This is a genomic window from Methylorubrum sp. B1-46 (assembly GCF_021117295.1).
Classification (GTDB): Bacteria; Pseudomonadota; Alphaproteobacteria; order Rhizobiales; family Beijerinckiaceae; genus Methylobacterium.
Window position 1 is genome coordinate 2602160 of the sequence record NZ_CP088247.1, and the last position, 13814, is coordinate 2615973.

1 protein-coding gene (cut by a window edge) is annotated in these 13814 nt (G+C 67.4%); it reads left to right on the top strand.

The features are described from left to right. Nucleotides 1-13814 carry the start of an S-layer family protein gene (locus LPC10_RS12185; protein WP_231346899.1) on the top strand. 32398 nt of this gene lie beyond the right edge of the window, so only the first 13814 of its 46212 coding nucleotides appear in the window; the start codon lies at nucleotides 1-3; the stop codon falls past the right edge of the window.

Here is a 13814-nt window from a genome sequence, read left to right on the forward strand (position 1 = left end):
ATGGCTTTTCCGTTCAAGTCGGAAGGCTTCTGGGGCCCCCTGTTCCGCCGCCGCGATCGTGCCCGACTGGCCGTCGCGGAGACGCCGCGCGCGCCGCGACCGTCGAAGCGGCAGCTCGTGCTGCACCTCAAGGCGAAGGCCGACCGCCTGTTCAACCGCGACCGGCTGATCTTCGACCCGCTCGAGCCGCGCGTCCTGCTCGACGGCACCGCGACTTACGAAATCACCAAATCGTTCGACGCGCAGGCGGCCGAGCACAAGGTGCTCGTCGAGCTGATCGACACGAGTGCCACTGCGACGGCGGGGGCGAACCCGGTCCAGCAGGTTCAGGTCTTCGCCTATACCGACGGCAAGAAGGGCGCTCAGCTTCACACCTTCGGCGATGTCAGCTCGACGAACCATGCCTTCACGATCACCGGGACGAACAAGAAGGATCACATCGTCGTCGACGTCGCGTCGTTCGAGCGGCTGACCGGCAGCACAAAGCCGACGCTGCTCATCAACGATCCCGCGAACGATGGCGGCCCGATCGATAACGGCGACACGATCGAGCTTCTCAACCGCGCCAACGACAAAGGCAGTGCCGGCGCGACCTTCACTCTCGGAAACAAGAACACCGGCTCGATCAACGCCGGCAAGTTCGAGGGCAACTTCGCCGGCATCGGCAACCTGATCGGTGCGGCGGGAGCCGATGACACCCTGATCGCCGGATCATCGACCGGCATCCTCGACGGTACCTTCGAGGGCGGCAAGGGCAGCCTCAAGATTGATTTCTCGGCGCTGACGACAAGCATCGACGCAACGTTGAAGCGGTCGGCTCCGAACTCGGACAGGTACGTCCTAGAGCGGTCGAGCGCGGCGAATGGCACGGCGGCGACCTTCGCGCCGATTGCCTTCACCGCGCCCTCGACGAAGCTGGGCGTCCTGCTCGGCCAAGGGGACGACACGCTGCGTCTGGAGACGCTGCCGTCGGGGCCGTCCTTCACCGTCTCGGGCGGAGCGGGCGCCGACAGCATCGTCTTCGACACCGCGCTGCAGGCAGGGACCGGCAACATCGGTTTGACTTTCGACGGCGGCGACGGCGACGACAAGATCAACCTGAACAAGAACCTCGAAGCCCTCGCCGGATCGCTCGCGGTGACGTTCAATGGCGGTGCGGGCGAGAACAGCCTCACCGTCGCAAACGGCGTTCAGATCAAGGCGAGGGACAGCGTCGCCTTCACGCTCGGAGCGGTGGTGACGCCGGATCTGCCGCTCACCGGCAGCGACCCGACCGTCAAAAGCACCGCCAAGATGGGCGTCGTCGTCAGCGAGGACGCGGTGATCGGCGGCTCGTCGGTGGCGATCAAGGTCGAGAGTTCGACGACCGTCACCCGCGGCGAGACGAGCATCGGCACGGCGAGGCTGTCGGTCGAGGCGGACACGGCCGCGACGATCCGCCTGGCCGGCCGGATCGACACCGCGGGCGAGGCCGCCCTGGTCACGAACGTCACCAATTCCGCGACCCTCACCTCAACGCTCGCCTCGCAGCTGCACCGCGTCTCGGCGAAGCAGAAGAATACGTCCACGATCGACGTCGGCGCCACGGGCGCGATCAATGGTGGCACCGTGAAGCTCGCCGCCGACACGAAGGCGAACGTCACCATCAAGGCGATCGGTCTCGTGCTGTCGGGGCTCGAGAAGGTCAAAAATGACGCCACGCTGACCGCCGAGTCACTGACGGCGATCGTGAAAGGCGAGCAGGATCTCGGGGAGGTTCTCGGCGCGGCCGCATCCACCGACGGCAAATCAATCGAGGATCTGTTCGTATCGGGCTTCATGAAGAAGTCGAAGACCTTGATCGAGAACGAGACGCGCGTCACGCTCGATGGCGGTGCGCAGGTCAAGCAGATCGGCACCGGCACGTTGGCCGAGAGCGACACCGCCGTCCTGCTCAAGGCGACCGACGACACGAAGGCCCGGACGATGCTGGTGGCCACCGACGGCGTGTCGGTGCCGGTGATCGGCCGCATGCTCGATAACGTGCCGGGCGTTCTCAACCCCTTCGCGCTCTGGTCCGAGCAGGATGTCAAGCGCGTCACCCGAGTCGATCTCGGGTCCGCTTTCGCGAAACCGGCCGCTGACGCTGCCAAGATCATCGACGCGGCCGGGGCGGTGGCGCTGCAGGCCGGAAATTCCGGAACGGTGATCGCCCGCATCCGCGCCGCGACGCTGTCCGTCGACGACGTCAAAGACCCCAAAAAGACGTCCGCCGGCGACGGTGGCGAGGGTTGGGACGGCGAGGAGACCGACAACTCGCTGCCTGCGCCGATCAAGACCGGCTACGCCAACAACACCGTCGATGACACCGTGCGTGTCGAGCTGCGCGGGGTTTCCATTGCCGCCGCGGCGCTTCGGGCGTCCGCCGCCAACGTGACCACGGTCGAGGCGCGCGCGATCCAGGCGCAGAACACCCTGAAGGGCAGCACCGTCGCTCTCGCCACGCTCTCGCGGCTGTCGATCGGCGGGGGCGCCCTGTCGCTCACGGCGATCGATGCCGCCAGCGCCATGGCCATCGCCGAGCCGGTGGACACGGACACGCTGCAGGACACCACCGACGCGACGAAGACGGAAGCGGCGCAGGAGGAGCAGGCGAAGGCAGAGAAGGCGGCCCGCGAGTTCCTCGGCATCGGGCGCGGATCGGCCATCAATTTCGCCGAACGCGATGTGACGGCGAGGCTCATCGACAGCGAGACGATCGCCGCCGACGTCACGCTCGTCGCCCAGAACAGCCTGGAACTCGTGGCCGAGGCGCAAGCGACCGGAGTCGCCAGCATCCTCGGTGCGGCGGGCTCCATCGCCGTCAACATCGTCCTTGGCAGCACGGACGCCACGATCACCGGCGGCAACGTGAAGGCCACGACCGGCGACGTCGTGGTCAACGCCGCCGATACCTCCACCATTGATGCACGGGCCCGCACCACCGTCGACACCGCTTCCCGCGATGGACAGCTCGGTGTCACGGTTCCGTCCCTGGGAGCCGCCGCGGCCTTCAACATCATCGGCTACGCGCTCAACGGGATGGGCTCGTCGAGCATCATCCCGAAGATTCTCAGCGCCTCGATCGATACCATCCTCGGCACCGGTCTGCTGACGGCTGCGGCCACCCAGACGATCCGGGCCCGGATCGAGGGCGCGACCGTCGAGGCCGGCGGGCGCGTGCAGGTCACCGCGACGAGCGCGGGCCTCATCAATTCGACCGTCAGCAACACCATCGCCAACAAGACGCCCGAGCAGACCCTGCTGCAGGACATTACCGCCGAGGGCAAGCGCGTCGCCATCAACCAAGTGAAGAGCGTGCTGAGGAAGCCAGCCTCCGCCGCCACGCAGAACGGCGTCGCCAAGGCCGCGACCGCCAGCTTCGGCGGCATCATCTCGACGAACCGGGTCGCGCGGGCGGCCTCGGCGGAGATCGTCGCGCTGAAGGTAGGGAACGACACCACCGCAGCCAAGGTGACCGGCACCGGCGCGCTCGAAGTTCTCGCGACGGACCGGGCGACGATCAATGCCAACGTCAAGCTCGTGGCCTCCAGCCAGGCCGCGAGCGATGGCGGTCTCGATCCGAACCTGATGCGGACCCCCTCCGACGCCAGAGCCGGCAACGGCGCGCTCGACGCCATCCGGGAAGGGGCCAGCAACACGTTCTCGTCCATCAAGCAGCGCGCGAAGCAGGTGGACACCAAGCCGGATCAGGCGAACAAAAAAGTAACCCTGAAACTCGGCAAGCGCATCCTTCTCGACTTCCCCGAGGCGTTCAACTCCGCGCCGATCGCGGCACGGACGCTGAACGCCGTCCCGCTCGGCCTCGGCGATGCGCTCAACAGCCGGCTGCCGGTCACCCCGTCCAAGATGCAGGTGGTCGCGACGGACGAAGTCGTGCTCGTCGGTCCCGGTCATCCGTCCGGCAAGGGCGAGGTGAACACGTACTACCGCTACAAGCCGCTCACTACTTCGTCGTCGCTGGACCTCACCAAGGTCGATTTCACCGACACGACGACGTGGCAGAAGATCGGCCAGCGCGGCGCCGTCTACGAGTGGATGGGGCCGGACCACAAGGTCCCTGACAGCATCGAGCGCGAACTCAAGAAAGAGAACTACAGCGACCGCGACTTCTGGCGTCGGGTCGGGGACGGCGAGACCCAGCCCGGCAAGACGACGGGTTCCGGCGCCACGGCCATGGGCGGCATCGTCTCGCACAACGACATTCGCGGCGGTGCCACGGCCATCATCGCCGGTGACGCGCAGATCATCACCGGCAGCGTCGCCGTCACGGCCGAGCGCAATGCGGTGATCACGGCGCGGGCCGACGCCACCGTCGAGGCGGTCGCCACTATCCGTGAGCAGCAGGGCAGCAAGGCCGACGGCCAGCCGGGCGCCGGCACCGCGAGTCCGATCCCAGGCCAGACCTCGCTGTTCGACCGCGGCAAGGCCGAGGGGACGCAGACCTCCGCTTCGAGCGCGCTGGCCGTCAACGGCGTCATCTCCACCAACGTCATCCTCTCGACGGCGACGGCCCGCATCGACAGCTCGGTGATCAGGACGACGACGGCCGGCGACGGAGCGGTCTCGGTGAGTGCAACCACCGGGGGCGCGATCACGTCCAGCGTCGATGCGCAGGTGACGGCCCTGTCGAGCGGTCCCGCCACCTCCGGCGACGAATCCCCGACGGTCGGCACCGCGCTACCCCCGACGACCACGGCGCGGGCGGCGGGCGTGCAGCTCGCGTTCAACGCCATCGGATTCGACCTGAAAAACCTCGCCTTTGCGACGCTGGACGCCCTCATCGGCGTGAGCCTCGGTCAGGGAGCGCCGCAGCAGGCGATTGCCGAGATCACGAAATCCTCGGTGACAGCGGCGGGGGCGGTTCGTGTCACCGCCGAATCCAGCGGCGTGATCGACGCCACGCTCGGCAACAAGGTGACGGCCGCGGCCCGCGCGGCCAGCGCCAACGCCCTCGCCGTCTCCGGTATCGTTGCGACGAACCGGGTGAGCGGTGCCGCCCGTGCCACGATCGATCTGACAGGAACTTCCGTATCCGGAACCGACGTAACCGTCTCGGCGACCGACTCGGTCAAGATCGCGAGCACCACGACCGTGGGCGCGTCCGCTTCGGCCGTGAGCACCGGCTCCATCAGCGGCGTCGACAAGAGCGCGGAAGCCCTGCTTGGCGAGTACAAATACACGACCGCGTCGGGAAAGAGGGCCGTCAAGTTCGGAGAGAAGATTCGCCTCAGCGACAACTGGACCGGCAAGGGTGAGAAGGGCGCCGTGTACCAGTACATGGGCGAAGACTTCAAACTCGTCGTCGACCTCGGCGTGCCTTCTATCGACGAACGGCTCGATTTCAGCAACTTTGCCTATTGGAAGAAGCTCGACGCCACCAATGTGACGCCCAGCCCGGTCGGGCCTCAATCGCTGAAGGGCAAGATCGCCGCCAAACTCCGCCCCGAGCCGGGCGGCACCTCCTCCCTCGGCCTCGGCGGCCTCATCGCGCGCAACTACGTCTCGGGCAAAGCCGAGGCATCGATCGTGAACGGCGAGCTCACGGCCAGGGGCGACGTCTCGGTCACCGCGAAGTCGACCGGTGCCATCAAGGCGCTCGACGTGAGCGTGATCAGCGGCGGGAATGCGGGCAACGGCGTGCTCGTCACCAACGCCGTGCTCAACGGCGCCACCGCCTTCATCAAGGATACGAAGCTGACGGGCGGCGCCGTCACCGTCACGGCCACCAATGCCTCCGACATCGATGCCAGCGCCCGCGGCAAGACGGCCGGCGACGGCAGCGTCGCGCTCGGCTTCACCCTCGCGTTCAACACCATCGGCTTCAAGACGCAGAACGTCCTGTTCGATGCCGTCGATACGATCGTCGGCGATCCTCTGATCGCGACCGCGACCGGCGCCGAGCAATCCGCCGGCGCGACGGCCTTCATCACCGGCACGAGCAAGGGTTTGACGGCCAGGCGTGATGTGACGGTCGCGGCCGACAGCCGTGCGCAGATCAAGGCCGTGGCCGGCAGCGAGGTGGCGCAAGCCGACAGCGACTCGACCGTCCACAAGGCGCAGACCGGGGCGCAAGGCATTTCGGCCGGTGCCGTGCTCGCTTCCAACAAGGTCAGCGCCCGGGCGGAAGCCTATATCGGTGGACCGGAGGAAACGGACACGTATCCGGTCAATACGGACATCCCCCAGCGCTCGAAAGTGATCTCGACCGGAGGCAGCGTCTTCGTCACCGCGACGAACCTGGCCGGCATCGACGCGTCGAGCACGATCATCTCGTCCTCGGCCGTGTCGGGCAGCGTCGCCCAACTGGCCAGCAAGGCTGCCTCGATCGCACGCAACATCTACGACTACACGACGAAGTCGGGCACCAAGACGATCAAGGCCGGAGACCGGGTCCGGACCGAATCGAACTTCAAAGTTACGAATGATACCAGCACCGACACGAACAGGGGTGAGGAGCCTGTCCTCGACGGTCGCGTCTTCATCTTCGTCGGTGCAGCCAGCCGGTCGATGGATCTTTCCGCTCAGGACTATACCGACGCGGCCAACTGGTTCGCGCTCGATGACGGCGCAACCGTGTCGAAGAGTTCAGTAGCCGGCACCGCGAGCACCCCGTCCGGCACACAGCCCGGTGCGGCTGACGACCTAGAGTCGAAGACCGTCACGACCCCGGAAGGCACCGTGACGATCACCCGCATGAAAGCCCCTGCGGCGCGTTACTCGTCCAAGGACGGCTATCAGGACATGATGGTCGGCCAGGGCGTGCTGCTCTCGCGCAACGACACTCTGTCGAAGGGTGAGAAGGGAACGATCTACATCTGGCGCGGGGCGGACAACACCCGCGTCACGCTCCACGGCGAGGACTACACCAGCGACAACTGGATTCCGGCGCCGGCCAAGACCGTGATGCCGGCGCTTGACAAGGTCTCCGACGTCAAGACTCCGGCGAAGACGGCGCCCGGCTCCGGGACAGGAAACGCTACCGTCACCCCGCCCACGACGGCGCGGACGCCTGCCTCGTCCGCCGCCTCCATCGGCGGTCTGATCGTCTTCAACGAGGTGAATGGTGGGGCCACTGCCCGCATCACACGGGCCGACGTCACGGCCAACGCGGACATCACGGTCTCGGCCAAGGACGCGGCCAACATCGCCGCCACCCTCGTCAGCACGGTGACGGCCTCCGGCGGCGCCTCGTTCACCTCGAAGCCCGCTACGGGGACCGCCGGAACCGTGCCCGGCGACGGTGCCGTCATCGCCACCAACGGTCTGGCCGCGACCAACGTCGTGCGCGGCGGTGCCACGGCCTCGGTGTTGAACGCCGAGGTCGAGGCGGTGCGCGGCGATCTCGCGGTCCGGGCCGAGAACACGGCCGGCATCGATGCGCGCCTGCGGGCCTCCTCGACGACCTCGGGCGGCAACCAGGGCGGCCTGTCTGCGGCCGTCACCCTCGCCTTCAACTCGGTGGGCTACGAGACCCTGAACCTGCTGTTCAACACCGTCGACGCGCTGATCGGCTCGCCGACGATCTCCGACGCCTTCGGCAAAGAGACCGGCTCGGGCGCGACCGCGACCATCGTCAGATCCACGGCCACGGCGGGCGGCGACATCGCCGTCACGGCCGTCTCGACCACCAAGATCAACGCCACCGTCAGCAATGCCGCCCAATCCTCCACCGACTCGATGAAGGGATCCGGCGGCACCGGCTTCGGCGTGGTCCTCGCGTCGAACAAGGTGAGCGGACGCGCGACCGCGCGCATCGACAACACCCCCGACGTCGTCAACAGCGGCACCCCCGGGGATATCACCGCGGGCGATGCCGTGATCGTCTCGGCGACGGATGCCGCTTCGATCGCCTCCAACGCGCAGCTTGTGACGAGCTCCACCGTCGTGAAGACGGATGGCGGTACGCTGACGAATCAGGCCAAGCTCAACAAGTTCCTGCCATCCGACTTCTCGACCAACCCGAACGAGGTGCAGTCGGCGACGATTCAGTCGAATCTGATCAAGAATCGCGCGGATCTTCTGCCGGCCGAGATCAACAAGCTCGAAGCCGAGATGTGGGCCGAGGTCGCGCGGGTGAAGCAACTCGTGCTCGATCTGCAGGCTCGGCCGAACCAGATCGCTCAGCAGCTCGAGAGCGCGCAGCTCATGCTCAAGAGCCGCCCGGAGGCGAGCGCGTATCTCACGAGCGTCTACACCACGCTCGCGGATGCGATGGATGCGGCCGCCAAGAACGTGCCGGCCGACAACCGGACCGACCTCAAGAAGAACCTCATCGACGCGGCGCTGAAGCTGCGCAACGAGACGAAGGGCACTGTCCTCAACAACGCGGTCGCCGACGCCGCCCGCGACACGGCCTACACGTACGCGGCGGAGGCCGCGTTCCTCGGGCTGATCGACGATGCCGCCCTGCGCGCGAGCACCGACGAAGCGAAGCAGACCGTCGGCGAGATGATCGGCCGCCAGGTCAGCATCATGCGCGCCAACCGCGAGGCCGTGGCCCAGATCGAGGAACTGCGGGACAAGCTCAACGCCTTTCTCGCGCCGTTCGGTCTCAGCACCGACGTGATCGGCATTCTCGACCTGACCGCGTTCGGTCAGGTGAAGAAGACGGCAAACCCGCAGGACGTCACCTTCGGCGCGCGTGTCCGCATCGCTCAGGACTACGCCGACGGTGCCAACAAGGCGCCCTCCAAGACGACCGATGGCAAGGAAATCTCGGTCAAGACCGGCGACACGGTCTGGGACAACGGCAACAACGCCGTTCCCGGCGGCGCAGTCTATAAGTATGTCGGCCAGGCAACGCTCCTGAAGCAGCAGCCGAGCAAGATCAGGTTCGACAGCCAGACGGACGGCAAGCCGGACTGGGTCAAAATCTCCTCCAAGCCGAGTGCTTACGCCGCGAACGAAATCTACATCTACATGGGTGAGGCGGCTAAACTCGACCTCGCCGCGCAGGACTACAGCGACAAGACGCTTTGGAAGCGCGCTCTCGACTCGAACTTCATTCCCGACGGCTTCGTCATCCCCGGCACCACGGCGACACCGACCCAGCCGGCGCCGGCGACAACGGATCCGACGACGCCGCTGCCTGTCGGCGATCCGTCCGCGAACAACCCCCAGCCCACGGCCATGCCGCAGAACGCGGCTGCGCTCGCCATCGGCGGACTCGTGGTGGTCAACAGCGTCCACGGGGGCGCCACCGCGACGATCACGGCGGCGACGGTCAAGACAGGGACGGGTGCCGTCACGGTGGCGGCACAGGAGACGGCCACGATCACCGCGACCGCCGACAGCGCCGCGACGGTCAAGTCTGCCGATTCCTACAAGAAGACGGCGCCGGCCAGCACCGGAACCGGGACACCGCCTGCAACAGGCACGCCCGCAGCGGGGACGCAGACGCAGACGAAGAGCGTCGCATTGGGCGGCATCATCGCCACCAACAGCGTGCTCGGCTCGGCCGACGCCAGGATCGTCGACAGCACGGTCACGACGAAGGCCGGCGGCGTGTCCGTCACCGCCTCGAACACCGCGACGATCGACGCCACCAACAAGACCAGTTCTACGAGCGACGTTGCCGCGGTGGCGCTCACGCTCGCCTTCAACACCGTTGGCTGGAAGGACCAGAACGTCCTGTTCCGCGCCGTGGACACGATCACCGGTCAGCCGCTGATCGGCGGAGCCTTTCAAAACGACGCCACTCCGGCCGGCGCCCGTGCACAGATCCTGAACACCGACGTGACCACGGCCGGGACCGGTGCGGTTCTGGTCGAGGCGACGGCGAATGCCGGAATCAACGCCGTCGTCAGCAACAAGTCGAGCGCGTCCGGCAACGTCCTGAAGGATGCCAGCGCCGTCGCACTCGGCTTCGTGCTCACCGGCAACATGGTGAACACCCGCGCGCTCGCGACGATCGACTCCGCTTCCGGCAAATCCATCGATGCGGGCGGCGCGCTCACCATCCGGGCGGACAGCGCGGGCTCGATCACCTCGGCGAACAGGCTTTCCGCCCTCGCGAGCCTGACGAAGCCGAGCGTCTTGGAAGATTTTGCCGAAAAAATCCTCGCGAATTACGACTACACGAAGAAGTCGGGCGAGCAGAATCTCAAGTTCGGCGATCTCGTCTACAACAAGGAAAATGGCGACGATAAGGTCTACGTTTATATCGGTGACAGCGCGAAAATTCAGCTCGCAGACGCTGTGTTTACCGACGGAACCAAGTGGCGGCTCAACAATGCCCGCGAGTTCCTCAAGTTCCTGCCCCCGGGTGTCCTGAACCTCGCCGACAGCAAGGATGCCAGCCCGTCCAGCACCAAGCCGGCGGAAGGCGCACCCTCGGCCTCGGACACCGCGGCGGCGAAGCCCTACGCGGTCGCCGTCAGCGGCATCCTCGTCTCGAACGACGTGCGCTCGACGGCCGAGGCCAGCCTCAAGAACATGACCGTGACGCGCGCCGGTGACGTGACCGTCGCCGCAGGGCAGACGGGCACGATCGAGGCTTCGGTCACGAGCAAGGTCGAGTCCAAGCTGAAGCCTGGTACCAAGCCAGGAGAGAAGGGAGCCATCGCCGTCGGCGCGGTGATCGCGGCCAACGTCGTCACCGGTTCCAGCACCGCCACCGTTGTCGGCTCCAGGCTCGGGGATGCCGGGAGCGGCGGGACCGTGGGCAACGTCACGGTCGAGGCCGCGAATACCGGCACGATTACCGCGACGGTCAGCAGCATCGTGGAATCCGCGGAAGTTGCCGTCGGCGTCACCGCGGCCTTCAACAAGATCGGCACGCCGAGCCAGAACGTCCTGTTCGATCTCTCCGACGCGATCACCGGCACCGATCTCGGCAGCATCATCCAGGGTGTCAACGCCTTCTCGGCCACGGCCTCGATTTCGGGCAAGCCGATCAACGCGACCGGCCAAGTCAAGGTCGCCGCGCAGTCGGATGCGAAGATCAAGGCCGAGATCAAGAACGCCGTCACCACGGTCGGGTCGAACGTCACCAGCGTCGGGGCCGTGGTCGGCCTGAACTTCGCGCGCCTGTCCACCTCGGCGACCCTGTCGAACATGGACAGCGTCAAGGCGGCCGGCGTCACGGTCAGCGCCCTCAGCACGTCGAAGATCGACGCCGTCGTCACGGCACCCGTGACCTCGGTGGCCTACCGGATGCCGTCGACGCAGCCGGCAACGCCCGACTCGACCGGAGGCGGCTCCACCGGAGGAGGCTCGTCCGGCGGCCAGACACCGGCGCAGACGGCCCACAGCGTCTCGGTTGCTCTCAATATCGCCCGCAACACCATCGTCGACGAGACCTTGCTCGCCGGTATCGACGAGGTCGGCGAGGTGACCGCGAGCGCGGGCGACGTGCGCGTGATCGCCAGGAGCGGCGCGGAGATCAATGCCAAGGCGACGGCCACGGCGATCGCGGTGCTGATCAGCACCGAGGGGGGGAAGAATTTCAGCTTCGCCGGCGGCGGCGCGCTCGGCTTGAACACCATCCTCGGGGGCGCCCAGGCCCGCATCGCCAGCACCAAGACCGCCACGATCAGTGCGAACGGCAACCGCGCTCCCGATGCGAATGGCGAGGGCGGACAGGGCAACATCACCGTCTCGGCCGACAGCGCCTCCAAGATCGAGGCGGAAGTCCAGGCTGCCGCGGTGGCTGTGGCCATCGGCAAGGGCAAGTCGGACGCGGTCGCCATCGGCGTGACGCTCGCCTTCAACATGATCGGCTTCTACGGCACAGGCCTGCCGGTCGGCGCGAACTTCAAGGAGGGCATCGCCCGGTCCTCGGACGTCCGGGCCGGCGTGACGGGCACGCGCCTGACAGCGGGCCGCAGGGTTCTGGTCGAGGCGACCTCCCAGGCTTCCATCACGGCGAGGACCGTGGCAGCGGCCGTGGCCGTCGGAGCCTCTACGGGCGGAGATACGTCAACAGGTGCCGGCGGCAACGTCGTCGGCGCCGGCGGCGGGCTCTACGTCGGCAACAAGATCATCACGGCCACGACCGCCGTGATCGACGGCAGCACCGGCACGAACGATGCGGTGAAGTCGGGTGCGGAGGGCATCACGGTCTCGGCGACCGACAGCTCGAGCATCAAGGCGACCTCCGTCGCCCTCGCCGTGTCGGCGAACCTGAGCGGCAAGTCCAGCGGCTCGGACGCGAAGCCGAGCGTCGCCATCGGTGCGGCGCTGGCGAATAACGAGATCAGCAGCGACGTCACGGCTCGGATCGTCCAGGTCGCCGATCTCTCGACCCCTGGTGCGGTGAAGCTTTCGGCGAGCCGCAGCGCGGAGATCTTCGCGCAGACGTTTGCGGCCTCGGTCGATGCGGCTTTGTCCGGTCAGGGCAAGGGCTTTGGCGTTTCCGGCGGCGGTGCCGTCGCGCTCAACACGGTCGGCGGCTCGACCGTTGCCGAACTCGCCGATTCGAAGGTCGGGGATGGGACGGATGCCGCCTCCAAGGCGGGCAGCCTCGAAGTCCTGGCAAGCGACACGGCCAAGATCGCGGCGCTGACCGGCGCTCTGTCGATCGCCGCCAATGGCTCGGCGCAGGGCGCGGCGGCCGGTATCGGCGTCGGCGCCTCTGTTTCGAACAACGTGATCGCCGCCGGCGCTGCCGTGCGCGCCACGATCTCCGGCACGCCCGTCCGGGCGGTGGGGGCCGTCCGGGTTGCCGCAACGTCCAACCAGACGATCGACGCCACCACGGTCGCCGTCTCCGTCGGCGTCAGCGCGAGCGGATCCGATTCGGCCACATCGGTGAATCTGGGCGGCTCCGTCGCCCGCAACGTCATCGACATCGCCACCACGGCGCAGATCCTCGGTGCCGTCGCGATCGAGGCCGGCGCTGTCACGGTGCGGGCCGACAACAGCTCGACCATCTCCGCGGCCGTGGGGGCGGCTTCGATCGCCGCCGCATTCGGTTCGAAGGAGTCGTTCACCGTCGCCCTCGCGGCGAGCCTTGCCCTCAACGCGATCTCGGGCAGTGTCAGCGCTGGCATCTCGGATGCCACGGTGAGAACGCTTACGGGCGGCGTCACGATTGCGGCCACGCGCACGGGGACGATCAGCACCAAGGCCGCGGCGGCCAGCATCGCGGTCGGCGTCGGCGGCGAGAAGGGCCTCGGCGTCACCGGAGCCGGCGTCGCGGCGGTGAACCAGATCGACAGCACCACCACGGCCTCGGCCACGAATGCCGCGATCGATGCGCAGGGCGCCGTTGCCGTCGAGGCTGGAAGCACGGCCACGATCACGTCGAACATCCTCAGCGCCGCGCTCGCGGTGGGCGGCGGCTCCGACAGCGGCGGCGCGGGCGCACTGGGCGTTGCCATCGCCTACAACGAGATCGGGCGCTGGAATGCGTACGATGCCGATCATCACACCCTGAACCAGGCGCCGGTCCTCGGCGGACGCGCCGGGGTCTTGGCCTCCCTCACGAACACCACGGTCAAGGCGACCGGTGCGCTGTCCGTGACCGCCACGAGCGACAACACGATCACGGCGAACATCGCCGCGATCGCGGCCGGTGCCACGGGGTCCGCCGGCAAGTCCGTTGCGGTGAGCATCGGCGGCACGTTCGCCATGAACAGCATCGGCCTGGCGACGCTTGCGTCGATCAACGGCGACGGAACCGGCGCCACGCCCGGAATCCAGGCTGCGAGCGCCACGATCGCGGCGCAGGACATCTCGGAGGTGACGGTTCGGGCCCTGTCGGCCAGCCTCGCGCTCGCCGCTGCCTCGGACAACGCCGTCTCGATCGCCGTCGGCGGCAGCATCGCGCT